Source organism: Chromobacterium sp. FG22 (genome assembly GCF_057809415.1).
The window spans coordinates 1-22566 of sequence record NZ_JBMDJX010000001.1 but is presented as its reverse complement, the minus strand read 5'-3'; the positions used below and the strand labels follow the sequence as shown (position 1 = coordinate 22566).

Genomic DNA, 22566 nt, shown 5'->3' with positions numbered 1-22566 from the left:
TTTCTCTAAACGACCCAACGCAGCGTCAGAGCCTGTCCATGATCCTTTTGCGTCTCCGCGCCAGAACGCTCATGAACAGACTCTCAGTAGGAGATTGCCATCATGGATAGATTAAGCGCTCTGCTCGAACACAACCGCCACTTCGTGGAAAACCGCGAATACGAGCAGTTCAAGACCGACAAATTCCCCGGCAAAGGCCTGGCCGTCCTGGCCTGTATGGACGCCCGGCTGGTGGAACTGCTGCCCAAGGCCATGGGCCTGAAGAACGGCGACGCCAAGCTGATCAAGAACGCCGGCGCGCTGATCACCCACCCGTGGGGTTCGGTGATGCGCAGCCTGATCATGGCCGTATACGAACTGCGCGCCGACGAGATCTGCGTGGTCGCTCACCGCGACTGCGGCATGCGCGCGGTCGATCCGCAGCGCGTGCTGGACCATGCGATGGAACGCGGCGTGTCGGAAGACACCATCGCCACGCTGCGCGCGGCCGGCATCGACCTGGACGGCTGGCTGAAGGGCTTCGACAACGTGTCCGACAGCGTGCGCCACACCGTGCACACCATCCGCAACCATCCGCTGATGCCCAAGGACGTTCCGGTGCACGGCATGGTGATCCATCCGTCCACCGGCCGGCTGGAAGTCATCGTCGACGGCTACCAGAACGACGACGCACCGGAGTAAGCCGGTGCGTCTGGGCCTGTTCGGCGGCACCTTCGACCCCATCCACAACGCCCACCTGCGCATGGCCGACGCCTTCGCCGCGGAGCTGGCGCTGGACGAGGTCAGGCTGATTCCGGCCGGCCGGCCCTATCATCGCAGCCACGGCCCGTACGCCGCGCCGGCCCAGCGCCTCGCCATGGCGGAGCTGGCGGCGGCGGATCATCCGCGGCTGACGGTGGACGAACGCGAAGTGCGCCGCCCCGGCGCGGCCTACACCATAGACACCCTGGAAGAACTGCGCGCCGAGCTGGGCCCCGCCGCCGAATTGTGGTTTTTGATCGGCGGCGACTCGCTGGCCGCGCTGCACACCTGGAAGCGCTGGGACGAACTGTTGCGTTTCGCCAACCTGGCCGTAGCCTTGCGCCCCGGCTTCGATCCCGCCTCGCTGCCCGCGCCGGTGCGGCCCTTGTGGCGCGCCCGGCAAGTCTCTGATTTTTCAAATCGAACCGCATCCGGTACAATCCGCCCCTTGGCCTTGCCGCCGGTGGACATCGCGGCCACCGACATCCGCCAGCGCCTGGCGCGCGGCGACGCGGTGGACGATGTGCTGCCGCCCGCGGTGCTGGCCTATATCCGCCAACACCGGCTATACCAGACAGTGTAGCCGCCGTGTCCGGCCACTTTCCGCCAGGCCGTCAGCAGACGGCCGGCAGCGATTCACTTTAAAAGCAATACGGCGGGTCTGCCGGCCGCTTGCGCGCGCCGGCCCGCCCGCCATTTTGCGGCCGCTTTGCGCCGGCTCTGGCCGACGCGGACCCCGCATAGGAAAAGGACATTATGGAAGTGCAAGACATTGCCAAGCTGGCGATCGAAGCCCTGGAAGACGTCAAGGGCAAGGACATCATCGAACTGGACACCAGCAAGCTGACCTCGCTGTTCCAGTGCATGATCGTGGCCACCGGCGACTCCAACCGCCAGGTCAAGGCGCTGGCCAACAGCGTGCACGTGAAGCTGAAGGAAGCCGGCGTGGACATCGTCGGCAGCGAAGGCCACGAAAGCGGCGAATGGGTGCTGGTGGACGCCGGCGACGTGGTGGTGCACGTGATGCTGCCCGCGGTGCGCGACTACTACGACATCGAAGCGCTGTGGGGCGGTCAGAAGCCCAGCTTCCTGCCGGCCGGCGGCCGTCCGTGGTCGGCGACCTGATCCGGCTGCGCTAAGCCGCCATCAAGAACGGGGACGCAAGTCCCCGTTTGCGTTTTACTCCCTGGCTCATACACGATGAAAATCACTATTCTCGCCGTCGGCACCAAGATGCCGCGCTGGGTCGACGAAGCCTACGGCGATTACGCCAAGCGCTTTGGCCGCGACATCACGCTGGAACTGAAGGAAATCAAGCCGGAGAAACGCGGCGGCGGCGTCACCGCCGAAAAAGGCATCGCCGCCGAACACGAGCGGCTGCTCGCCGCCCTTCCGCCGCGCGCGCGGCTGGTGGTGATGGACGAGCGCGGCAAGAACTGGACCTCGGTGCGGCTGGCCGAAGGCCTGAAGGAATGGATGGCCGGCGGCGACGATGTGGCCTTCATCATCGGCGGCGCCGACGGCCTGGCCGCGGAACTGAAACAACGCGCCGACGTGCTGCTGCAACTGTCCGCGATGACGCTGCCGCACGGCATGGTCCGGGTGATGTTGGCCGAGCAGATCTACCGCGCCTATTCCATTCTCAACAACCACCCCTACCATCGCGAATAGACGGACGCTGGCGGATCAAGCCGGCGGCGAGGCCTGGGCCGCCAAGGGCGGCGGCAAGGGCGGCGGCGCCAATCCGGCCCATTCCACCGTGACGGAATCCTCGCGCAGCGGCAGCGCCGAGCCCTCGGCGCGCGCCAGGCTGTCCAACCAATTTTCATTGCCTGAAAAAATCATGGCAGCTTCCTCCAGCCCTCATATTGCAAACGCCGCTCCACCGCGGTGGCGGATCGGCGGCAGGCCACCACCGGAATGCCCAGCGCGTGGGCGCTGTCCCGGTAATTGCGCATCACATTGTGTCCCAGGAAATCGGTGAGCAGGATCAACAGATCCGGCTTGCCCGGCAGCGGCGCCTTGCGCTGATGCGCGACGTTGCGCCCGCAGATGTGGCGGGAAATCCGGATATCGTAGCTTTGCAGAACCGCCGGAATATTCCCCAAGCTGTCCGCGCCTATCAGCAGAGCGTTCATCAGCCACCTCCTTCTCGCGCGGCGCGGCACGCCGCCTTGACATGCCCTCACTCTAAGCCGATGTAATGGCGCAGTAAAGATATATAAAATTAGTTTTTTATTTCCAATAAATATATAAATGCCGCCGCGATCCCATCGCGTCATCCTCCGCGACGACGACTCGGCAAACCTTTGAAATCTCTAGGTAAAACAAGACGCCGCCCCCGCCGCCGCGGCTGGCCTCATCTCGCGCCCCTCCCCCCGTCCTTGCCAGCAAAACTATCGACAGAAAAACCGAAACCCGCTACGCTGCGCGCCCTCGGCCTATCCGCCCAACCTATTGATCTGTATATACAAATGAACGCAGTTCTTCTGGCCGTCATCGTCATGCTCGGGCTGGCGCTCTTGCGCACCCACGTCGTCATCAGCCTGCTGCTCGGCGCCTTGATCGGCGGCCTTAGCGGCGGCCTGTCCCTGTCCCGCACGCTGGAAGCCTTCAACAACGGCATCACCGGCGGCGCCGCGGTGGCCTTGTCCTACGCCCTGCTGGGCGCCTTCGCTCTTGCCATCGCCAAATCCGGCCTGCCCCACGCGATGGCGGATCTGGCGATCAAGCGGCTGGAACGAGGCGGCGCGCAAGGCAAACTGAAATGGGCCTTGATCCTGTTGCTGGCCCTGGTCAGCGTCGCCAGTCAGAACCTGGTTCCCATCCACATCGCCTTCATCCCGCTGCTGGTGCCGCCGCTGCTCTATGTGATGGCGCGGCTGCACCTGGACCGCCGCCTGGTCGCCTGCGTGATCACCTTCGGCCTGGTCACGCCCTATATGGTGTTCCCGGTGGGCTTCGGCGATATCTTTCTGAAGCAGATCCTGCTCGGCAACATCGCCAAATCCGGCATGGACGTGCGCGGCGTCAATGTGATGCACGCGATGGCGATACCGGCGCTGGGCATGCTGGCCGGCCTGCTGTGGGCGGTGCTGGTCAGCTACCGCAAACCGCGCCAGTACGCGCTGGGCAAGATAGAAAACGCCGAACGCACCCGCGCCAAGGTCAGCCGCAAATCGCTGGCCACCGCGCTGCTGGCGATCACGCTGGCCTTCGCGGTGCAGCTGTATACCGATTCGATGATCATGGGCGCGCTGGCGGGCTTTCTGCTCTTCCTCGCCACCGGCGTGGTGAAATGGAAGGACGCGGACGGTCTGTTCAACGAAGGCATGAAGATGATGGCGATGATAGGCTTCACCATGATCACCGCCCAGGGCTTCGCGGAAGTGCTGAAGGCCACCGGCCAGGTGGGCGCGCTGGTGACCGCCAGCGCCGGCCTGTTCGCCGGCAATCAGGGCGTGGCCGCCTTCGCCATGCTGCTGGTGGGCCTGGTGGTGACCCTGGGCATAGGCTCGTCCTTCTCCACCGTGCCCATTCTCACCGCCATCTACGTGCCCCTGTGCATGCACCTGGGCTTCTCGCCGCTGGCCACCGTGGCCATCATCGGCACCGCCGGCGCGCTGGGCGACGCCGGCTCGCCGGCTTCTGACTCCACGCTGGGCCCGACTTCGGGCCTGAACGTGGACGGCCAGCACGACCATATCCGCGACACCGTGCTGCCCACCTTCCTGCACTACAACCTGCCTGTGCTGGCGGCCGGCTGGATCGCGGCCATGGTGTTGTAGAATGGCCGGCATGGATGATCAAATCGATGCCCGCCTGGCCGAAATGGAAGTGAAGCTCGCCTTCCAGGACGAACTATTGGACGCGCTGAACGCCACCGTGGCGCGCCAGCAAAAAGACATGGAGTTGCTGCAACAGCAGATGCGTCTGCTCTACCAGCAATTCCGTCAGGCCCAGCCGGACGACGCCGCGTCCGGCCTCAGCCTGCGCGACGAGGTTCCGCCGCATTATTGAGCCGGCGGCGGTTTAGAAGCGGTTCAAAGTCTCGCGAGCTAAGGCGAGACCAGGCGAAAACCGCTGAGAAAGCGGAATGCGCACGTGGCGCATGAGCATTTCGAAGCGGTTTCAACACCCTGTATCTCATTATCCCGCCGATGCGCAACAGGCTTGGAACAGGCGCTAGCGGTGGCCCTTGCGACGCGACACCGTCGCCTCGATATTCTTGCGGCCGATCAGCGGCGCCGGTTCCGGCATGTCCGGCGCGGCGTCGCCCAGCCATTTGTACATCACCAGACAGTCCACCAGACCCAGCCGCGCGTGACGATAGGCGCGCGGCAAACGCCCCACCTGCTCGTAGCCCAGCTTGCGCCACAAGGCCACCGCCACCTCGTTGCTGGCCACCACGGAATTGAACTGCATCGCCAGGAAGCCGCTGTCGCGCGCCAATTGCTGCGAATGTTCGCACATCAGCCGCGCCACGCCCTTGCCGCGCGCCGCCTCGGCCACCATATAGCCGCAGTTGCAGACATGGCCGCCCGGTCCGGCGGCGTTGGGCTTGAGAAAATACGAGCCCAGCAGCGCGCCGTCCTCCTCCGCCACCAGCGTGTGCAAAGGCAGCCGCAACCACAGCTCGCGCGCCTGCTCCCGCGTCATCTCCGGATCGAAGGCGTAGGTTTCCCTGGCCGCCACCACCGCGTGGAACACCGGCCAGAAACGCTCGAAATCGTCGTCGTTCATCGGTCTGATCGTAATCATGCTGCCTCCTGTTTCAATTGCGCCGTCCCCGGCTTCCTGGTCATGCGTCCGGACAACAGGCTGGCGCTGGCGATCAAGGCGCCGCCCGCCCATTCGCGCGGCGTCATCGCCTCGCCGGCCAGCAAATAGGCCGACGCCGCCGCGAACAACAACTCCATCAGCATCAACGTCATCGTCTGCGTCGCCGGCAGAATGGACACGCCGTGCTGCGATATCACGCTGGTGCACAGCAAGGTGACGCCCAGGATGCCCAGCACCAGCCAGCTTTGCGGCGGTATCTGCAAAATGCCGCCCAGCTGCCCGGCCAGCGCCAGCTTGATCGCGCCGATGGACGCCACGCCGAACCAGATCGACGCCGATTTGACCGGCACCGGAATGGACTGGGCGCCGCGGCTGATCACATTACCCAGCGCGAAGGCCATGCCGCCGGACAAGGCCAGCCATTCGTAGCGATGGCTGAGCGGCAGCTCCCCGGCGAACAGGCCGGGACGATAGATGAAGATGAAGCAGCCGAGCAGCGACAGGGCCACCACCAGCCAGCCGCTGCGGGTCAGGCGCTCCTTCAGGATCAGCCGCGACAGGAACACCGTCCACAGCGGCGACAGGTAGAACAGCAGCAAGACCCGCATCACTTGTCCCTCGGACACGGCCCAGGTATAGCTGTAGTTGCACCAGCCGAACACCGCGGTCAGCACCAGCAACACCGGCTGCAGCCGGAACTGGCGGCGGTAGACGTCGAAAAAGGTGATCACGCCCAGGGTGATGGCCACCAGATAGACCACCAGCGAGGTCATCGCCACGCTGACTCCGCTTTGATTGAGGCTGCGGAAGGGATACCACATCAGCCCCCACACCAGCGCGGTGGTCAGAATGCCGGTGGTGGCCAGAAACTTTTGTTTTACAGGTGTCATTGCTGTTCTTAAGATGTTCGCTGTTCGTTTGCTTGCGCCCGCTTTCCTGGAGATACCCGTGAACCCTCGCCTGGCCCAATTGCAGCCCTATCCGTTTCAACGCCTGCGCGCCCTGCTCGCCGGCACGACGCCACCCGCGGACAAGGCGCACATCAACCTGTCGATAGGCGAACCCAAGCACCCGACGCCGGCGCTGGTGGAACAGGCGCTGATAGCCAATCTGGGCGGCTTGTCGCAATACCCGGCCACGCTGGGCAGCGAAGCGCTGCGCCAGGCCTGCGCCGCCTGGATGCGGCGGCGTTATGACCTGAACCTGGATGCGCAAAGCGAGATACTGCCGGTCAACGGCAGCCGTGAAGCCTTGTTTGCTTTTGTGCAGACGGTGATCGACGCAAGCGCGGAGCCGGCGCCGGTAGTGATATCCCCGAATCCTTTTTACCAGATTTACGAAGGCGCGGCACTGTTGGCCGGCGCCGAGCCCCACTATGTCAACTGCCTGGCCGAACAGCGCTTCCAGCCGGACTGGAGCCAGGTGCCGGAATCGGTGTGGGCACGCACCCAGCTGGTGATCGTGTGCAGCCCCGGCAACCCCACCGGCGCGGTGATGTCGCTGGCCGATTGGGAAACCCTGTTTCAGCTGTCCGACCGCTACGGCTTCGTCATCGCCAGCGACGAGTGCTATTCCGAAATCCACTTCGGCCGGCCGCCGCTGGGCGGGCTGGAGGCGGCGAGCAAGCTGGGACGCGGCTTTGAGCGGCTGCTGATGTTCACCAGCCTGTCCAAGCGCTCCAATGTGCCGGGCATGCGCTCGGGCTTCGTCGCCGGCGACGCGGCGCTCCTGGCGAAATTCCTGCTCTACCGCACCTACCACGGCAGCGCGATGAGCCTGACGATACAGGCGGCCAGCGTGGCGGCCTGGAACGACGAGGATCACGTCGAGTCCAACCGGGCGCAATACATCGCCAAGTTCGACGCGGTCACCCCGCGGCTGGCGATGGGGCTGGAAGTGCGCCGCCCGGACGCCGGTTTCTACCTGTGGGCCAAGGTGCCGGACGGGAATGATGTAGACTTCGCCAAGGCGCTGTTCGCCGAAGAACACGTCACCGTGCTGCCCGGCAGCTACCTGGCGCGCGAGGCCCACGGCGTCAACCCCGGCGCCGGCTATGTCCGCGTCGCGCTGGTGGCCACGCTGGAGGAATGCGTGGCCGGCGTCGAGCGCATCGTCGCCTTCGCCGAGCGCCGGCAGCGCCAGACCCCCTGAATCCACGCGGCCCGCCTCCGGCGCGGCCGCTTGAAAGCGAATTGAATGACGACTTCCATCCACATTGCCAAAGGACTGAACACCATGCATCCGATCCAGACCCTGATCGAAGAAGCGTTTGAGAAGCGCGCCGAGATCACGCCCGCCACCGTCTCCGCCGAACTGAAGGCCGCCATCGGCCAGGTGATCGCCGAGCTGGACGCCGGCCGCCTGCGCGTGGCGGAAAAACAGGGCGCCGACTGGGTGGTGAACCAGTGGGTGAAGAAGGCGGTGCTGCTGTCTTTCCGCATCCGCGACAATGAAATCTCCGACGACGGCGTCAACCGCTACTTCGACAAGGTCGACACCAAGTTCGCCGACTGGAACCCGGCCCGCTTCCAGGAAGCCGGTTTCCGCGTGGTGCCGGGCGCGGTGGCGCGCAAGGGCAGCTTCATCGCCAAGAACACCGTGCTGATGCCGTCCTACGTCAATATCGGCGCCTACGTCGACGAAGGCGCGATGGTGGACACCTGGGCCACCGTCGGCTCCTGCGCCCAGATCGGCAAGAACGTTCACCTGTCCGGCGGCGTCGGCATCGGCGGCGTGCTGGAACCGCTGCAGGCCAACCCCACCATCATCGAAGACAACTGCTTCATCGGCGCGCGTTCGGAAATCGTCGAAGGCGTGATCGTAGGCGAAGGCTCGGTGATCTCCATGGGCGTCTACATCGGCCAGTCCACCAAGATCTACGACCGCGAAACCGGCGAAGTCAGCTACGGTCGCGTGCCGCCGGGCTCGGTGGTGGTGTCCGGCAACCTGCCCAGCAAGGACGGCAGCCACAGCCTGTACTGCGCGGTGATCGTCAAGAAAGTGGACGCTCAGACTCGCAGCAAGACCAGCATCAACGAGCTGCTGCGCGGCGTGTAAGGCCCCGCCGTCCGCCGGCTCGGGCGGACGGTCGGCTCGCCCTCCGTTCGCCTTTTCTCCCCTCCGTCGTCGCCTCTCGGCGTCTCCGGCCGCATTGCAATGCAGCATATTTGCATCGCGAATGCTGTTGAAATTTGGCTAGTCCACGACAAGTCTATAAAATCTCCAGTTCGAAAAGAATCGGCAAAAAAGCGGCCGCTCTCCAAGCACCGCTCAGCCCAGGCCGCGAAGCGCCGCCAGCCAAGGCGCAACGCCAGGGCTTGGGCGACGGGCTTCAAGAGCCGCTTTGCCTGAACGGCCCGCCATCGCACCGCTCCGGGTCCGCCGTTTCAACCGAAGCCGTCCGCGGCTTCACGCATGCTATCTGGAAAACTTGTGTCTTCTGACAATTTCATCGAGTTCAGAAACGTCAGCTTCGCCTATGGCGAGCGGCCCATTCTGAAAAACCTCAACCTCGCGATTCCGCGCGGCAAGCTGGTGGCCGTCATGGGCGGCAGCGGCAGTGGCAAGACCACGCTGCTGCGGCTGATCTCGGGCCAGAACCGGCCGCAAAGCGGCGAGGTGCTGGTGGACGGCAAAAGCGTCGCCAAAATGAGCGCCGCCGAACTTTATCAACACCGCCGCCGCATGGGCATGTTGTTCCAGTTCGGCGCGCTGTTCACCGATCTGTCGGTGTTCGACAACGTCGCCTTTCCCATTCGCGAGCACACCAAGCTGCCGGACAGCATGATCCGCGACCTGGTGACCATGAAGCTGGAAGCGGTCGGCCTGCGCGGCACCCAGCAGCTGATGCCGGCCGAACTGTCCGGCGGCATGGCGCGCCGGGTGGCGCTGGCGCGCGCCATCGCGCTGGACCCGCAGCTGATGCTGTACGACGAACCCTTCACCGGCCTGGACCCGATCTCGCTGGGCGTGATCGCCCACCTAATCAAGAAGCTCAACCACGCGCTGGGCACCACCGCGGTGATGGTCACCCACGACGTGCACAAATCGCTGGAGATCGTGGACCACGTGCTCTTCGTCGCAGGCGGCGAAATCGTCGCCCAGGGCACGCCGGACCAGGTGCGCAATTCGGATTCGCCATGGGTGCACCAATTCATCTGGGGCGAGGCCGACGGCCCGGTGCATTACGCCTATCCGGCGGAGCGCTCGCTCGCCGACGACCTGGGACTCAACGGAGGCCGCCATGCTTGACCTGATCGCCGCGCCCTTGCGCAGACTAGGCCATCTCGCCATCAACGCCGTCTGGCGGCTGGGCTTCGCCTGCCGCTTTCTGGTGGCTATCCTGCGGGGCAGCGGCCAAAGCCTGCTGCGGCCGCAGCTGACCATACGCGAGGTCTACTTCGCCGGCGTGATGTCCTTGATCATCATCCTGGTGTCCGGCCTCTTCGTCGGCATGGTGCTGGGCCTGCAGGGCTACAGCACCCTCGCCAAATTCGGCTCCTCCGACGCGCTGGGCGCGGTGGTGGCGCTGGCCCTGCTGCGCGAATTGGGCCCGGTGCTGGCCGCGCTCTTGTTCGCCAGCCGCGCCGGCAGCGCGATGACGGCCGAAATCGGCCTGATGAAAACCACGGAGCAACTGGACGCGATGAGCGTGATGGCGGTCGATCCGATCGCCCGCGTCGTGGCGCCGCGCTTCTGGGCCGGCGTGATCTCCATGCCCATCCTGGCCGCGCTGTTCAACGTGGTCGGCATCTTCGGCGGCTACCTGGTGGGCGTGGTGATGATAGGCCTGGACGTCGGCACCTTCTGGTCGCAGATGCAGGCCAACGTCGATCTGCATTTCGATGTGGTCAACGGACTGATCAAGAGCCTGTGCTTCGGCGTCGCCGTCACCCTGATCGCCGTGTTCGAAGGCTATGACGCCACTCCGACGGCCAGCGGCGTGTCTGCCGCCACCACCCGGACCGTGGTCACCTCCGCATTGGTCATCCTGGCGCTGGATTTCATCCTGACCGCCTTCATGTTCTAGGAAAAACCCGAATGAAACGCTCTACTATTGACTTGTGGGTAGGCATTTTCGTGGCGCTGGGCATTGCCGCCGTCACCTTTCTGTCGCTGAAAGTGGCCAATCTGGTCCCGCAAAGCGCCAACCAGACCTATGTGCTCTACGCCGACTTCGACAACGTCGGCGGACTGAAGGTCAAAGCGCCGGTCAAGGAAGCCGGCGTGGTGATCGGACGCGTGGCCGACATCCGGCTCAACCCGAAAACTTATCGCGCCCGCGTGACTCTGAATATTGACAAGACCTATCAGATCAGCGACGACGCCAGCGCGTCCATCCTGACCGCCGGCCTGCTGGGCGAACAATATATCGGCATGCTGCAAGGCGGCTCGGAAACCAATCTGGCCCCGGGCGGCACCATCACCATCACCTCCTCGGCCATGGTGCTGGAACAATTGATCGGCAAGTTCATGACAGGCTTTACCGATAGCAACAAGAGCGCTGACAAATAGCGCGGCACAAAGACGGGGCACCCCGCAACACACTGCCGGCCGGCGCGCTGCCCGCGCCGCCGGCTCACTCGCAATCGATTGGAAAAAAGATGAAAAAACTGCTCGCATTCTGCTGTCTGCTGTTCGGCCTGTCCGCCGCGGCCCAAGCCGCCGGCGACACCCCCACCGACGTGATCAAGGACGCTTCCCGCCAGGTGCTGGAAGTGCTGAAACAGGACAACGGCAAGAACACCAAGCAAATCCGCCTGCAGGCGGAAGCGGTGGCGGTGCCGATGTTCGACTTCCCGCGCATGACCGCGCTGGCCGTGGGCCTGGGCTGGCGTCAGGCCAGCGCCGAACAGCGCGCGCAACTGACCCAGCAATTCCAGACCCTGCTGGTGCGCACCTATTCCGCGACCATGACCCGCTTCAAGACCGCCCAGGTCGACGTCAAGTCCAACCCGCTGATGAGCAACGGCGACCGCGACGCCACCGTGAAAACCACGGTGACCCTGCCGGGCAACGCCAACCCGGTGGCGGTGGATTATTCGCTGAACAAGGGCGCGCAAGGCTGGAAGATCTATAACGTTAGCGTGGAAGGCGCCAGCCTGGTCACCGTCTATCGCAACTCCTTCAACGAAGAAGTGCGCAAAAGCGGCGTGGACGGTCTGATCAAGCTGCTGCAGAACAAGAACGCGGCGCCGGCCGCCGCCGCGCCCGCCAAGGGCAACGCCTGATGCTGGAACGCACCGCCCCCGGCCAGGCCCGGCTCAGCGGCCAACTGAACATGGACAGCTGCGGCCCCTTCGCCGCGCCGCTGGCCAAGCTCGCCGGCGAAGCGCCCTTGCGCCTGGATCTGTCCGGCGTGACCGGCGCCGACTCGGCCGCGCTGGCCCTGCTGCTCGGCGCGCGCCGCGCCGCCGACGCCGCCGGCCACGCCCTGTCGCTGGAAAACTGGCCGAGCGGGCTCAGCGCCTTGCTGGACCTTTACTCGCTGGCGGAGCTGCTGTCCGCCCCGGCGGCGGATTGATATGCGGAGAGGATTTATGTCGTCCCTGAAACCCGCGCTGACCGGCCTGGCGCTCTCGCTGCTGCTGGCCGGCTGCGCCAGCAACCCGACGGTGCCTTACGACCGCTTCGAGCCCTATAACCGCGCCATGTACCAGGTCAACGACACCGCCGACCGCTACGTGATCAAGCCGGTGGCCGAGGGCTACAAGGCCGTCACGCCGTCGCCGGTGCGCACCGGCGTCAGCAATTTCTTCGACAATCTCAAAGACGTCTACAGCGCGCTGTCCAACGCCTTGCGCGCCGAGCCGGAAAAAGCGCTGAACGACGTGATGCGAGTGGCGATGAACACCGGCTTCGGCCTGTTCGGCCTGATCGACATCGCCAGCCAGGCCGGCCTGAAGAACAACAAGACCACGCTGGGCGACACCTTCGCCGCCTGGGGCTGGCACGACAGCAACTATCTGGTGCTGCCCTTCTTCGGCCCCTCCACCGTGCGCGACGGCGCCGGCCTGACCGCCTCGCTGGCCGGCCCGGGCCCGGAAAAAATGTTCTACGACACCACCTGGCAGGCGGTGGGCTTCTACGGCCTGTACGGCGTGAACACCCGCGCCCGCTACCTGGGCGTGGAAGCCATGCTCAGCACCGCGGCGCTGGATCCGTACAGCTACACCCGCGACGCTTATATGCAGCTGCGCGCGCAGCAGCTGGGCCTGCCCAACCCCACCCAGCCGGCGGACACCTTCAGCCTGGATGAACTGGTCGACTCGCCCGCCGCGACGGCGCCCGGCGACAAGACAGCGGCCTCCGCCGCGCAGTAAACCCACTCTCTCCGCCGCCGGCCACTGGCCGGCGGCCTTCCTTTTTACTTATCAACAGGAAACGCCATGAGCAATCTGCCAGCCTGTCCGCAATGCAAATCCGAATACACCTATCAGGATGGCGCGATGTATGTCTGCCCGGAGTGCGCGCACGAATGGAACGAGCAGGCCGCGCCGTCCGAAGAGGCCCGCGTGATCAAGGACGCCAACGGCAATGTGCTGCAGGACGGCGACAGCGTCACCGTGATCAAGGATCTGAAAGTCAAAGGCTCCTCCCTGGTGGTGAAAGTGGGCACCAAGGTGAAGAACATCCGCCTGGTCGACGGCGACCACGACATCGATTGCAAGATCGACGGCATCGGCGCGATGAGCCTGAAGTCCGAATTCGTCAAGAAAGCGTAAATCCCGCGCTTAAAAACAAAACGCCACGGCCTGAGCCGTGGCGTTTTTCATTGCCGGGGCAAAGCTTACGCTTAACTGATCCGTTCGATCAGCGCGCCCACCGCGCCCAGCTTCTTCTCGATATGCTCGTAGCCGCGGTCCAGGTGGTAGATGCGATCGACGATGGTCTCGCCCTCGGCCACCAGGCCGGCGATCACCAGGCTGGCCGACGCGCGCAGATCGGTGGCCATCACCGTGGCGCCGGACAGCTTCTCCACGCCCTTGATGATGGCGGTGTTGCCTTCCACTTCGATATTGGCGCCCATGCGGTTCAGCTCGGGCACGTGCATGAAGCGGTTTTCGAAAATGGTTTCAGTCACCACGCCGGCGCCCTCGGCCACGCAGTTCAGCGTCATCAGCTGGGCCTGCATGTCGGTGGGGAAAGCCGGGTAAGGCAAGGTGCGGAAGTTCACCGCCTGCGGACGGCGCTTCATGTCCAGCGAGATCCAGTCGTCGCCGCACTCCACCACCGCGCCGGTTTCGGCCAGCTTGTCCAGCACCGCTTCCATGCTCTTGGGCGCGGCGTTGCGCAGCACGATGTGGCCGCGCGTCATCGCGCCGGCCACCAGGAAGGTGCCCGCCTCGATGCGATCCGGCATCACCGCGTAATCGGCGCCGTGCAGACGCTCCACGCCCTCGATCACCAGCCGGTCCGTGCCGATGCCGCCTATCTTGGCGCCCATGGCCACCAGACAGTTGGCCAGATCGGTCACTTCCGGTTCGCGCGCGGCGTTTTCCAGCACGGTGGTGCCCTCGGCCAGCGTCGCCGCCATCAACAGGTTCTCGGTGCCGCCCACGGTCACCATATCCATGATGATGCGCGCGCCGCGCAGGCGGCGGGCCTTGGCCTTGACGTAGCCGTGCTCGATGCTGACCTCGGCGCCCATCGCCACCAGGCCCTTGATGTGCTGATCCACCGGCCGGCTGCCGATGGCGCAGCCGCCCGGCAGGGACACCGTGGCCTCGCCGAAGCGCGCCAGCGTCGGGCCCAGCACCAGGATGGACGCGCGCATGGTCTTCACCAGATCGTACGGCGCCACCAGGCTGTCCAGATGGCCGGCGGTGATTTCCATCTCGTGCACATTGTCCGTCATCACCCGCACCCCCATGCCTTGCAGCAGCTTCTGGGTGGTGGCGATGTCGCGCAACATCGGCACATTGGTGAAGCGCATGGTGTCGCCGGTCAACAGACTGGCGCACAGAATGGGCAGGGCGGCGTTCTTGGCGCCGGAAACGCGGATCTCGCCGTTGATCGGACCGTTGCCGATGATTTTCAATTTATCCATGACGGATCAGCCTTGCAGTTTTTGCCATTCGTCCGGCGTGGCGGCCTTGACGATGGACAGAGCGTGAATTTCATTGCTGGCCAAGCGGGTGGCGATCACCTCCTTGACCAGGCGGTGGCGGTCGATCAGGCGCTTGCCCTCGAAAGCCGCCGACACGATGGTGGCGTAGAAGTGGTGGCCGTCGCCTTCCACTTCCAGATGGGTACAGACCAGGCCGGCCTCGATGTACTGTTTGACTTGTTGCGGAGTAATCATGAGAAATCCCGTGGATGCGCTCAATGGCGCAGTTTATAGCCAGATTTGATCAGCCAGAGCGTCAGGCCCGACAAGACGGCGAAGCTGCCGCCCACCACGCCGGCCGACAGCCAGGGGCTGACGTCGGCCTGGCCGAAGAAGCCGTAGCGGAAGCCGTCTATCATGTAGAACACCGGGTTGAGATGAGACGCGGCGTACCAGAACGGCGGCAGGCTGTTGATCGAATAGAACACGCCTGACAGGAAAGTCAGCGGCATGATCAGAAAGTTCTGGAAGGCGGCCAGTTGATCGAACTTTTCCGCCCAGATGCCGGCCAGGATGCCCAGCGCGCCCAGCACGCCGCAGCCCAGCACGGCAAAGGTCAGCGCCCACAGCGGCTGAGCCGGCAGCGGCAGGCCGAACCAGCCGGTGATCAGCAAGACCCCGGCGCCGACGGCCAGGCCGCGCACGACGGAGGCCAGCAGATAGGCGCCGAAGAATTCCAGCGCGGTCAGCGGCGGCAGCAGCAGGAACACGATGTTGCCGGTGATCTTGGACTGGATCAGGCTGCTGGAGCTGTTGGCGAAGGCGTTCTGCGCCATCGACATCATCGCCAGGCCCGGAATCAGGAAGGCGGTGTAGCTGATGCCCGGATAGGCCTCGACATGGCGCGACAACACATGGGCGAAGATCAGTTGATACATCAACGCGGTCAACACCGGCGCGGCCACGGTCTGGAACGCCACCTTCCAGAAGCGCACCAGCTCTTTCTTGAACAGGGTCATGAAGCCGGTCATGGCTGCGGCCCTCCATTCATCATCTTGACGAACACGCTTTCCAGATCCGTCTCCACCACGTTCAGTTCACGCACTTCCACCGCCGCTTCGCGCAGCGCGGTCAGCACCGCTTCCAGTTGGCCCAGGTGCTCCAGCTGCAACACCACGCGGCGGTCCTCGTCGCGCAGCTTCAAAGGCAGCAAGGCCGCCGGCAAATCGCCGGACAGCAGCAAGGCCACTTCGCGGCGCGCGCTGTGCGCCAGCAGCTTGTCCTTGTTCTCCAGCGCCACCAGCCGGCCCTTCTTCAGCATGGCGATGCGCGAGCACAAGGCCTCGGCCTCCTCCAGATAATGAGTGGTCAGCACAATGGTGTGGCCGGCGCGGTTCAGTTCCTGCACGAACACCCACAGACTCTGGCGCAGCTCCACGTCCACGCCGGCGGTGGGCTCGTCCAACACGATGACCGGCGGGCGGTGCACCAGCGCCTGGGCCACCATCACCCGGCGCTTCATGCCGCCGGACAGGGCGCGCATATTGCTGTGCGCCTTGTCCGCCAAACCCAGCTTGAACAGCAACTCGTCGATCCAGTCGTCGTTGCGGCCCAGGCCGAAGTAGCCGGACTGGAAGCGCAGCGTTTCCCGCACCGACAGAAAGGGATCGAACACCAGTTCCTGCGGCACCACGCCCAGCGCCTTGCGCGCGGCGCGGAAATCGCCGACCACGTCGTGGCCCATGATGCGGATGCTGCCGCTGTCCGGCCGCGACAAACCTGCCATCGCGGAAATCAGCGTGGTCTTGCCGGCCCCGTTGGGGCCGAGCAGGGCGAAGAATTCGCCGGGGGCAACGGTGAAGCTGACCTGGTCCAGCGCCTGCAGCTGGCCATAGCGCTTGCTCACCGCCTGAATTTCAATAGCCTGGGGCATGAGAGAGGTAACACCGACAACGCCGCGCGGCTGAAGCCGCCAACGGCGCTAATGGTTTGACAAAAAAGGTCAATTATAGCGCTGGGCTACGCTTGAGGGGGAGAGTTCTTCCATCACTTCCGGCAGGAATATTCCACGGTAGACATATTGCAACAGTTGCGTGGCATTCTCGCCCAGATTGGTCTGGCTGCCGTCCGCCAGCCAGCGGTTGATCAGGCCGTGATGCATGGACTGCAACACCTCGGCCACCGTCTCCGGTGTCACGTAGGGCAAGGTCTGGCCGGCATCCACCGCCATCTGCACCACCAGGGTCAATTGCTCGCGGGTTTCTTGCATATGCGCAACACACTCGTCGTGAATGGGAGCCAGTTCGCCGACATGCTCGCTACGCATAAACAGAATGAGTAATATACGACGAACCTGTTGGTTCTCCCCAATCATGGTCAGCAGCCGGTGGCTATGGTTCCACAAGGCCAGAGCCGGACTCGAGTGTGCCGTTCTCAACAATTGCTCGCAGATGTCATCAAACTGCCCGCCCATCCTGTCCAGCATCGCCCGGTACAAGTCCAGCTTGTTCTGGAAATGCCAATACACCGCGCCGCGCGTCAATCCCGCCGCGCTGGCGATGTCTGCCAGTGTCGTTTTAGAGACACCCTTCTCGCTAAAAAGCTGCTCCGCCGTATCCAGCAGCAGATGCCGCGTTTGTTCGGCTTCTTCCCGGGTTTTGCGTGCCATGTTGAACGTATCGCTGATCAAAGGGGTCTGTCGGAAGCCCGCACCATAACACAATGCGTCGCTGGAAGCATTTTACATACGTACACGCATGTATGTAAAATGTCGCGACTCAAGATCGATCAATTCCCACTATCAAAGAAAAATTGCAGTACCTTTTACTTATAACACTCATACCCCCACATTCCTGAGGACATCCCATGAAGATGCAAGGAAACACCTTCGCCCAGAAAGGCGGGCACTGGCTGTTGCTCACCGCTCTGGCCGCCAGCCTGATGGCCTGCGGTCAAAAAAACGACCAGCACGCCGGCGCCATGCCGCCGGTGCCGGTAGGCGTGATTGAAATCACCCCTAGCGATGTGCCGGTCTCCTTCGAATTCGTCGGCCAGGCGGCGGGCTCGCGAGAAGTGGAAGTACGCGCCCGTGTGGGCGGCATTCTGCTCAAGCGCGCCTATACCGAAGGCAAGCCGGTCAAACAGGGCGACTTGTTGTTCCAGATCGATCCGGAGCCGTTGAAGGCGACGCTGGACCAGGCCCAGGGCAATCTGCAAGTGCAACAGGCTCAGCTGGTGCGCACCAAGCAGGACTTCGACCGCATCAGCCCGCTGTTCAAAGAGAACGCGGTCAGCCAGAAAGACCGCGACGACGCGGTCAGCGCTTATGAAGCCGCCAAGGCTTCCGTCGCCGCCGCCCAGGCCCAGGTGCAGCAGGCCAAGATCAATCTTGGCTACGCCCGCGTCACCGCGCCGATTTCCGGCATGACCAGCCAGGAAACCCGTTCCGAAGGCAGCCTGGTGTCCACCAGCGCCGACGGCAGCCTGCTGACCAAGGTGTCCCAGCTGGACCCGGTCTACGTCAACTTCAGCATGTCCGACAGCGACATGATGAATCTGCGCAAGATGCAGGACTCCGGCCAACTGAAGCTGGCCTCCAACGGCCACTTCAACGTGCAGCTGAAGCTGACCGACGGCTCCACCTACGGCAAGAGCGGCCGCTTGAACTTCACCGACAGCTTGGTGGACGCCAGCACCGGCACCATCCGTTCGCGGGCCACCTTCGCCAACCCGGACGGCAGCATTCTGCCCGGCCAGTTCGTGCGCGTGATCCTGCAAGGCGCCCAACGCAGCAACGCCATCGCCGTGCCGCAACGCGCGGTGCTGACCTCGCAGCAGGGCAAGATGGTCTGGGTCGTCGGCGCCGACAACAAGGTGCAGCCGCGTCCCATCACCGTGTCCCAGGACGTGGGTCTGAACGTATTGGTGGAAAGCGGCCTGAAAGCCGGCGACAAAGTGGTGGTGGACAACATCATCAAGCTGCGCCCGGGCGCCGATGTGAAGCCGCATCCGTTCAAGGCCGACGCCAGCGCGCCCGCCGCCGCGCCCAAACAATAAGGCAAAGGGGTAACCATTCATGTTTTCCGCCTTTTTCATCAGGCGGCCCATCTTCGCCAGCGTGATCTCCATCGTGATCACGCTGGCCGGCTTGGCCGCCCTCAAGGCATTGCCCATTGAGCAGTACCCGGAAATCGTGCCGCCGATGATCTCGGTGAGCGCGAGCTACCCGGGCGCCTCCGCCGAGGTGATCGCCAACACCGTCGCTTCGCCGCTGGAACAGGCGATCAACGGCGTGGACGACATGCTCTATGTGCAGTCCACCAGCTCCTCCAGCGGCAAGCTGTCGTTGAGCGTGACCTTCAAGATCGGCACCGACGCCGACCAGGCCACCATCAACGTCAACAACCGCGTGCAGTCGGTGTTGTCGCAGCTGCCGGAAGAAGTCCGCCGGCAAGGCGTCAACGTGACCAAGAAATCCTCGGCCTTCCTGCAGGTGATTTCGCTGTTCTCGCCGGACAAGACCTACGACACCCTGTTCATCAGCAACTACGCGCTGTTGAACGTGGTGGACGAGCTCAAGCGGGTGCCGGGCGTGGGCGACGTGATCAACTTCGCCGGCCAGGACTACTCGATGCGCGTCTGGCTGAAGCCCGATCGCCTGGCCCAGCTCAAGCTGACGCCCAGCGACGTGGCCGCCGCCATCCGCGAGCAGAACGCTCAGTTCGCCGCCGGCAAGGTGGGCGCGGAGCCGGTCAAAGGCAAGCAGGACTTCACCTACACCGTGACCACCCAGGGCCGCCTGTCCGAACCGGAAGAGTTCGAGAACATCATCGTGCGCTCCAACCCGGACGGCTCCGCCGTGCGGCTGAAAGACGTGGCGCGCGTGGAACTGGGCGCCTTGTCCTATGACTTCACCGGCACGCACAACGGCCGGCCCACCATCCCGATCGGCATCTTCCTGGCGCCCGGCGCCAACCAGCTGGCCACCGCGCAAGCCGTGGAACAGACGATGCAGAAACTGGCGGTGAGCTTCCCCAAAGGCCTGAACTACGCCATCCCTTACGACACCACCAAGTTCGTGGAAGTGTCGATCAAAGAGGTGTACTCCACGCTGGCCGAAGCCATGGTGCTGGTATTCCTGGTGGTGTTCCTGTTCCTGCAGAACTGGCGCGCAACCCTGATTCCCTGCCTGGCGGTGCCCGTCTCCATCATCGGCACCTTCGCCGGCATGTACGCCTTCGGCTTCACCATCAACACCCTGACGCTGTTCGGCCTGGTGCTGGCCATCGGCATCGTGGTGGACGACGCCATCGTGGTGCTGGAAAACGTCGAACGCCTGATGACCCAGGAAAAGCTGTCGCCGCTGCAAGCCAGCTTCAAGGCGATGGATGAAGTGTCCGGCGCGCTGGTGGCCATCGTGCTGGTGCTGTGCTCGGTGTTCATCCCGGTGGCCTTCCTCGGCGGCATCGCCGGCCAGATGTACAAGCAGTTCGCCATCACCATCGCGGTGTCGGTGTCGATTTCCGGCCTGGTGGCCCTGACCCTGACCCCGGCGCTGTGCGCGCTGCTGTTGAAGGAAGGCCATCAGCATCCGGCCCGCTTCTTCGTCTGGTTCAACAACTGGTTCGATCGCCTGACCCAGGGTTATTCCCGCGGCGTGGTGTTCCTGATCAAGCGCAGCGCGGTGGGCATCCTGCTGTTCGCCGGCCTGATCGCCATCTGCGTCGGCCTGTTCCGCATCATCCCGTCCAGCCTGGCCCCGGACGAGGACCAGGGCTACATCATCGCCGCCGCCTTCCTGCCGGACGGCGCGTCGATGCAGCGCACCTCGGCCACCATGACCAAGCTGGACGCGATGACCAGCAAGAACCCGGCGGTCCAGGACGTGATGAGCTTCGCCGGCTTCGACATCCTGACCGGCGGCAACAAGACCAACGCCGGCGTGTCCTTCATCACCCTGAAACCGTGGGATGAGCGCAAAACGCCCAACCTGTCGTCTCAGGCCGTGGTGGGCGACACCTTCGCCAAGGGCATGATGGGCATCACCGACGGCATCGTGCTGGCCTTCAACCCGCCGCCGATCTCCGGCATGTCCAACACCGGCGGTTTCGAGGCCTATGTGCAAAGCCGCGGCGGCGCCAGCTCCGTGGAACTGGGCGAAGTCACCAAGAAACTGGTGGCCGCGGCCGCCAAACGCCCGGAACTGAAAGGGGTGCAAACCACCTTCTCCGCCAGCGTGCCGCAGATCTACGTCAAGCTGGATCGGGCCAAGGCCAAGTCCCTGGGCGTGCCGGTCAACACCGTGTTCGACACCATGCAGAGCACCTTCGGCGCGCTGTACGTCAACGACTTCAACAAGTTCGGCCGCACCTTCCGCGTGCAGCTGCAATCGGAGGCGGATTTCCGCACCCGGGTTGAAGACCTGCGCAATATCTATGTGCGTTCGCAGGACGGCAATATGATCCCGCTGACGGCGCTGGTGACCATCAAGCACACCACCGGTCCGGAAAGCCTGGAGCGCTTCAACATCTTCCCGGCGGCCAAGCTGGTGGGCGGTCCCGCGCCCGGCTTCAGCTCCGGCGAGGCGTTGAACGTGCTGGAAGCCGTGGCCAAGGACACCTTGCCCGACGGCTACACCCTGGCGTGGACCGGTTCCGCCTTCCAGGAGAAATCCACCAGCGGTTCTTCCGCCGTGGTGTTCGGCTTCGGCATGATCATGGTGTTCCTGATCCTGGCGGCGCAGTACGAACGCTGGAGCCTGCCTATCAGCGTGCTGATGGCGGTGCCTTTCGCCATGTTCGGCGCGCTGATGGCCAACTGGATGCGCGGCCTCGCCAACGACGTCTACTTCCAGGTGGCCTTGGTGACGCTGATCGGCCTATCGGCCAAGAACGCGATCCTGATCGTGGAGTTCGCCGTCCAACAAATGGAAGAAGAAGGCCTCAGCGTGGTCGAAGCCGCCATCGAGGCCGCCAAACTGCGCTTCCGCCCCATCGTGATGACTTCGCTGGCCTTCGTGCTGGGTTGCATGCCCTTGGCCATCTCCAGCGGCGCCGGCTCCGCCAGCCGCCACTCGATCGGCACCGGCGTGGTGGGCGGCATGTTGGCCGCCACCTTCATCGCCACCTTCTTCATCCCGATGTTCTTCATGCTCATCATGAAGTTCAGCAAACCGAAACAGCCTCAGCCCGCGGCCGAGGCAGGAGACAAGGCCGATGCTTAAACGCGCCCTGATTCCCTCATTGGTGGCGCTGGCGCTGACCGCTTGCGCGGTCGGCCCCGACTACAGCCGCCCCAAACTGGAGCTGCCGGACAGCGCCCAGGCCCAGAACCCGGCCATCGCCCTGGACTGGTGGAAGCAGTTCAACGATCCGGTGCTGGATCAGTTGATCGCCCAAGCCCTGGAACACAACCAGGACCTGGCCGCCGCCTCCGCCCGCGTCGACGAAGCCGCGGCCCAGGCCGGTATCGCCCGCGCCCAGCTGCTGCCGGCGCTGAACGCCAACGCCGGCTACCAACGCGGCCGCGCTTCCAGCGCGACAAGCACGCCGGGCGCTCCGCTGGTCAGCGACGTGCGCAACGCCAACCTCACCGCGTCTTGGGAACTGGACCTGTGGGGCAAGCTGCGCCGCGGCAATGAAGCGGCCCGCGCCGACTTCGCCGCCAGCCGCTTCGCCCGCGACAGCTCGAAGCTGGCGATCGCCGCGCAAACCGCACAGACCTATTTCCAGCTGCGCGCCTACGACGCCCAGTTGGACATCGCCAAGCGCACGCTGCAAAGCCGCGAGGAATCGCTGAAGCTGCAGACCAAGCGCTTCAAGGGCGGCTTGATCTCGGAACTGGACCAGCAGCAGGCCGAGGCCGAGGCGGCCTCCGCCCGCGCCAAGGTGCCGCAGATCGCCAGCGCGCTGGAGCAGACCGAAAGCGCGCTGGGCGTACTGCTCGGCCACTCGCCCAAGCAGCTGGTAGCCGGCGGCATTCAGCGCGGCCAAAGC

At 64.3% G+C, this 22566-nt stretch carries 27 protein-coding genes; 18 read left to right on the top strand and 9 right to left on the bottom strand.

Features of this window, described 5'->3' with window-relative positions:
* Positions 1-102 precede the first annotated feature (102 nt).
* The 4 genes from ACODSD_RS00135 (at position 103) to rlmH (ending at position 2412) form a co-directional block, all read left to right on the top strand.
* Positions 103-681: a beta-class carbonic anhydrase gene (locus ACODSD_RS00135; protein WP_107801045.1), complete on the top strand. Its 579-nt coding sequence runs from the start codon at positions 103-105 to the stop codon at positions 679-681.
* 4 nt (positions 682-685) lie between these two features.
* On the top strand, positions 686-1324 hold the full coding sequence (nadD, locus tag ACODSD_RS00130) for a nicotinate-nucleotide adenylyltransferase (protein ID WP_199225946.1): 639 nt from the start codon (positions 686-688) through the stop codon (positions 1322-1324).
* Positions 1325-1497: 173 nt separating this feature from the next.
* The gene (gene rsfS / locus ACODSD_RS00125) at positions 1498-1866 is read left to right on the top strand and encodes a ribosome silencing factor (RefSeq protein ID WP_019101317.1); all 369 of its coding nucleotides are present in this window, start codon (positions 1498-1500) and stop codon (positions 1864-1866) included.
* Positions 1867-1941: 75 nt separating this feature from the next.
* Entirely contained in the window at positions 1942-2412 is a 471-nt protein-coding gene (gene rlmH / locus ACODSD_RS00120; protein WP_227105648.1) for a 23S rRNA (pseudouridine(1915)-N(3))-methyltransferase RlmH, read from the top strand.
* A 15-nt stretch (positions 2413-2427) separates the two neighbouring features.
* Here rlmH and ACODSD_RS00115 read toward each other — a convergent pair whose 3' ends face one another.
* Together ACODSD_RS00115 and ACODSD_RS00110 are read right to left on the bottom strand one after the other, a co-directional pair.
* A complete protein-coding gene (locus ACODSD_RS00115; protein ID WP_158274379.1) occupies positions 2428-2586 on the bottom strand; it encodes a hypothetical protein in 159 nt (52 codons plus the stop codon).
* On the bottom strand, positions 2583-2879 hold the full coding sequence (locus ACODSD_RS00110; RefSeq protein ID WP_107801047.1) for a DUF2325 domain-containing protein: 297 nt from the start codon (positions 2877-2879) through the stop codon (positions 2583-2585). The genes ACODSD_RS00115 and ACODSD_RS00110 overlap by 4 nt, the downstream gene beginning before the upstream one ends.
* 336 nt (positions 2880-3215) lie before the next feature.
* Between ACODSD_RS00110 and ACODSD_RS00105 the strand changes: the two genes are divergently transcribed.
* A complete protein-coding gene (locus ACODSD_RS00105) occupies positions 3216-4529 on the top strand; it encodes a Na+/H+ antiporter family protein (protein ID WP_107801048.1) in 1314 nt (437 codons plus the stop codon).
* Positions 4530-4539: 10 nt separating this feature from the next.
* Positions 4540-4761 (top strand): SlyX family protein, encoded by a 222-nt coding sequence (locus ACODSD_RS00100; protein ID WP_107802046.1) that lies wholly within the window; start codon positions 4540-4542, stop codon positions 4759-4761.
* Positions 4762-4926: 165 nt separating this feature from the next.
* Here the strand turns inward: ACODSD_RS00100 and ACODSD_RS00095 are convergent, their stop codons facing one another.
* Positions 4927-5502 (bottom strand): GNAT family N-acetyltransferase, encoded by a 576-nt coding sequence (locus tag ACODSD_RS00095; protein WP_488876538.1) that lies wholly within the window; start codon positions 5500-5502, stop codon positions 4927-4929.
* Complete coding sequence (locus ACODSD_RS00090) at positions 5499-6413, bottom strand: DMT family transporter (RefSeq protein WP_019101310.1); 915 nt, start codon at positions 6411-6413, stop codon at positions 5499-5501. The genes ACODSD_RS00095 and ACODSD_RS00090 overlap by 4 nt, the downstream gene beginning before the upstream one ends.
* Positions 6414-6471: 58 nt before the next feature.
* On the opposite strand from ACODSD_RS00090, the gene dapC reads away from it, so the two are divergent.
* The 9 genes from dapC to ACODSD_RS00045 all read left to right on the top strand — a co-directional run bounded on the left by dapC (position 6472) and on the right by ACODSD_RS00045 (position 13247).
* Positions 6472-7674, top strand: coding sequence for a succinyldiaminopimelate transaminase (gene dapC / locus ACODSD_RS00085; protein ID WP_107801051.1), 1203 nt, complete (start codon positions 6472-6474; stop codon positions 7672-7674).
* A gap of 84 nt (positions 7675-7758) precedes the next feature.
* On the top strand, positions 7759-8580 hold the full coding sequence (dapD, locus tag ACODSD_RS00080) for a 2,3,4,5-tetrahydropyridine-2,6-dicarboxylate N-succinyltransferase (protein WP_227108622.1): 822 nt from the start codon (positions 7759-7761) through the stop codon (positions 8578-8580).
* Positions 8581-8955: 375 nt separating this feature from the next.
* Positions 8956-9774 carry an ABC transporter ATP-binding protein gene (locus ACODSD_RS00075; protein ID WP_199225948.1) on the top strand — a complete coding sequence of 273 codons (819 nt, stop codon included), beginning with the start codon at positions 8956-8958 and terminating at the stop codon, positions 9772-9774.
* The gene (gene mlaE, locus ACODSD_RS00070; RefSeq protein ID WP_107801053.1) at positions 9767-10552 is read left to right on the top strand and encodes a lipid asymmetry maintenance ABC transporter permease subunit MlaE; all 786 of its coding nucleotides are present in this window, start codon (positions 9767-9769) and stop codon (positions 10550-10552) included. The genes ACODSD_RS00075 and mlaE overlap by 8 nt, the downstream gene beginning before the upstream one ends.
* A gap of 11 nt (positions 10553-10563) precedes the next feature.
* Positions 10564-11037: an outer membrane lipid asymmetry maintenance protein MlaD gene (gene mlaD, locus ACODSD_RS00065; RefSeq protein ID WP_253313869.1), complete on the top strand. Its 474-nt coding sequence runs from the start codon at positions 10564-10566 to the stop codon at positions 11035-11037.
* 89 nt (positions 11038-11126) lie between these two features.
* On the top strand, positions 11127-11753 hold the full coding sequence (locus ACODSD_RS00060) for an MlaC/ttg2D family ABC transporter substrate-binding protein (protein ID WP_488876537.1): 627 nt from the start codon (positions 11127-11129) through the stop codon (positions 11751-11753).
* Entirely contained in the window at positions 11753-12046 is a 294-nt protein-coding gene (locus tag ACODSD_RS00055) for an STAS domain-containing protein (protein ID WP_107801056.1), read from the top strand. Before ACODSD_RS00060 ends, ACODSD_RS00055 begins: the two co-directional genes overlap by 1 nt.
* A 16-nt stretch (positions 12047-12062) precedes the next feature.
* Positions 12063-12845, top strand: coding sequence for an MlaA family lipoprotein (locus ACODSD_RS00050; protein ID WP_107801057.1), 783 nt, complete (start codon positions 12063-12065; stop codon positions 12843-12845).
* 66 nt (positions 12846-12911) lie between these two features.
* Positions 12912-13247, top strand: a complete 336-nt coding sequence (locus ACODSD_RS00045; protein WP_107801058.1) for a zinc ribbon domain-containing protein YjdM — start codon at positions 12912-12914, stop codon at positions 13245-13247.
* Positions 13248-13318: 71 nt separating this feature from the next.
* Here the strand turns inward: ACODSD_RS00045 and murA are convergent, their stop codons facing one another.
* The 5 genes from murA to ACODSD_RS00020 form a co-directional block, all read right to left on the bottom strand.
* Positions 13319-14572, bottom strand: a complete 1254-nt coding sequence (gene murA / locus ACODSD_RS00040) for a UDP-N-acetylglucosamine 1-carboxyvinyltransferase (protein ID WP_253313867.1) — start codon at positions 14570-14572, stop codon at positions 13319-13321.
* 6 nt (positions 14573-14578) lie between these two features.
* Positions 14579-14827 carry a BolA family protein gene (locus ACODSD_RS00035; protein WP_488876536.1) on the bottom strand — a complete coding sequence of 83 codons (249 nt, stop codon included), beginning with the start codon at positions 14825-14827 and terminating at the stop codon, positions 14579-14581.
* Positions 14828-14847: 20 nt separating this feature from the next.
* A complete protein-coding gene (locus tag ACODSD_RS00030) occupies positions 14848-15603 on the bottom strand; it encodes an ABC transporter permease (protein ID WP_107801060.1) in 756 nt (251 codons plus the stop codon).
* Positions 15600-16505 carry an ABC transporter ATP-binding protein gene (locus tag ACODSD_RS00025; protein ID WP_488876535.1) on the bottom strand — a complete coding sequence of 302 codons (906 nt, stop codon included), beginning with the start codon at positions 16503-16505 and terminating at the stop codon, positions 15600-15602. Before ACODSD_RS00025 ends, ACODSD_RS00030 begins: the two co-directional genes overlap by 4 nt.
* A gap of 69 nt (positions 16506-16574) precedes the next feature.
* Positions 16575-17240 (bottom strand): TetR family transcriptional regulator, encoded by a 666-nt coding sequence (locus tag ACODSD_RS00020; RefSeq protein ID WP_107801062.1) that lies wholly within the window; start codon positions 17238-17240, stop codon positions 16575-16577.
* Between the two features lie 197 nt (positions 17241-17437).
* Here ACODSD_RS00020 and ACODSD_RS00015 point away from each other — a divergent pair, with 197 nt between their 5' ends.
* From ACODSD_RS00015 to ACODSD_RS00005, 3 genes are all read left to right on the top strand, one after another.
* Positions 17438-18628 (top strand): efflux RND transporter periplasmic adaptor subunit, encoded by a 1191-nt coding sequence (locus ACODSD_RS00015; protein ID WP_227105658.1) that lies wholly within the window; start codon positions 17438-17440, stop codon positions 18626-18628.
* A gap of 19 nt (positions 18629-18647) precedes the next feature.
* Complete coding sequence (locus tag ACODSD_RS00010) at positions 18648-21794, top strand: efflux RND transporter permease subunit (protein ID WP_107801063.1); 3147 nt, start codon at positions 18648-18650, stop codon at positions 21792-21794.
* Positions 21787-22566: TolC family protein (locus tag ACODSD_RS00005; RefSeq protein WP_488876534.1), on the top strand; the 780-nt coding region annotated here is incomplete at its 3' end. The genes ACODSD_RS00010 and ACODSD_RS00005, both read left to right, overlap by 8 nt.

What these genes read in the sequence shown, in the direction of transcription:
- ACODSD_RS00135 (WP_107801045.1), top strand. Translation starts at nt 103, where the DNA reads ATGGATAGATTAAGCGCTCTGCTCGAACACAACCGCCACTTCGTGGAA.
- rsfS (WP_019101317.1), top strand. Translation starts at nt 1,498, where the DNA reads ATGGAAGTGCAAGACATTGCCAAGCTGGCGATCGAAGCCCTGGAAGAC.
- rlmH (WP_227105648.1), top strand. Translation starts at nt 1,942, where the DNA reads ATGAAAATCACTATTCTCGCCGTCGGCACCAAGATGCCGCGCTGGGTC.
- ACODSD_RS00115 (WP_158274379.1), bottom strand. Translation starts at nt 2,586, where the DNA reads ATGATTTTTTCAGGCAATGAAAATTGGTTGGACAGCCTGGCGCGCGCC.
- ACODSD_RS00110 (WP_107801047.1), bottom strand. Translation starts at nt 2,879, where the DNA reads ATGAACGCTCTGCTGATAGGCGCGGACAGCTTGGGGAATATTCCGGCG.
- ACODSD_RS00105 (WP_107801048.1), top strand. Translation starts at nt 3,216, where the DNA reads ATGAACGCAGTTCTTCTGGCCGTCATCGTCATGCTCGGGCTGGCGCTC.
- ACODSD_RS00100 (WP_107802046.1), top strand. Translation starts at nt 4,540, where the DNA reads ATGGATGATCAAATCGATGCCCGCCTGGCCGAAATGGAAGTGAAGCTC.
- ACODSD_RS00095 (WP_488876538.1), bottom strand. Translation starts at nt 5,502, where the DNA reads ATGATTACGATCAGACCGATGAACGACGACGATTTCGAGCGTTTCTGG.
- ACODSD_RS00090 (WP_019101310.1), bottom strand. Translation starts at nt 6,413, where the DNA reads ATGACACCTGTAAAACAAAAGTTTCTGGCCACCACCGGCATTCTGACC.
- dapD (WP_227108622.1), top strand. Translation starts at nt 7,759, where the DNA reads ATGCATCCGATCCAGACCCTGATCGAAGAAGCGTTTGAGAAGCGCGCC.
- mlaE (WP_107801053.1), top strand. Translation starts at nt 9,767, where the DNA reads ATGCTTGACCTGATCGCCGCGCCCTTGCGCAGACTAGGCCATCTCGCC.
- mlaD (WP_253313869.1), top strand. Translation starts at nt 10,564, where the DNA reads ATGAAACGCTCTACTATTGACTTGTGGGTAGGCATTTTCGTGGCGCTG.
- ACODSD_RS00060 (WP_488876537.1), top strand. Translation starts at nt 11,127, where the DNA reads ATGAAAAAACTGCTCGCATTCTGCTGTCTGCTGTTCGGCCTGTCCGCC.
- ACODSD_RS00055 (WP_107801056.1), top strand. Translation starts at nt 11,753, where the DNA reads ATGCTGGAACGCACCGCCCCCGGCCAGGCCCGGCTCAGCGGCCAACTG.
- ACODSD_RS00050 (WP_107801057.1), top strand. Translation starts at nt 12,063, where the DNA reads ATGTCGTCCCTGAAACCCGCGCTGACCGGCCTGGCGCTCTCGCTGCTG.
- ACODSD_RS00045 (WP_107801058.1), top strand. Translation starts at nt 12,912, where the DNA reads ATGAGCAATCTGCCAGCCTGTCCGCAATGCAAATCCGAATACACCTAT.
- murA (WP_253313867.1), bottom strand. Translation starts at nt 14,572, where the DNA reads ATGGATAAATTGAAAATCATCGGCAACGGTCCGATCAACGGCGAGATC.
- ACODSD_RS00035 (WP_488876536.1), bottom strand. Translation starts at nt 14,827, where the DNA reads ATGATTACTCCGCAACAAGTCAAACAGTACATCGAGGCCGGCCTGGTC.
- ACODSD_RS00030 (WP_107801060.1), bottom strand. Translation starts at nt 15,603, where the DNA reads ATGACCGGCTTCATGACCCTGTTCAAGAAAGAGCTGGTGCGCTTCTGG.
- ACODSD_RS00025 (WP_488876535.1), bottom strand. Translation starts at nt 16,505, where the DNA reads ATGCCCCAGGCTATTGAAATTCAGGCGGTGAGCAAGCGCTATGGCCAG.
- ACODSD_RS00020 (WP_107801062.1), bottom strand. Translation starts at nt 17,240, where the DNA reads ATGGCACGCAAAACCCGGGAAGAAGCCGAACAAACGCGGCATCTGCTG.
- ACODSD_RS00015 (WP_227105658.1), top strand. Translation starts at nt 17,438, where the DNA reads ATGAAGATGCAAGGAAACACCTTCGCCCAGAAAGGCGGGCACTGGCTG.
- ACODSD_RS00010 (WP_107801063.1), top strand. Translation starts at nt 18,648, where the DNA reads ATGTTTTCCGCCTTTTTCATCAGGCGGCCCATCTTCGCCAGCGTGATC.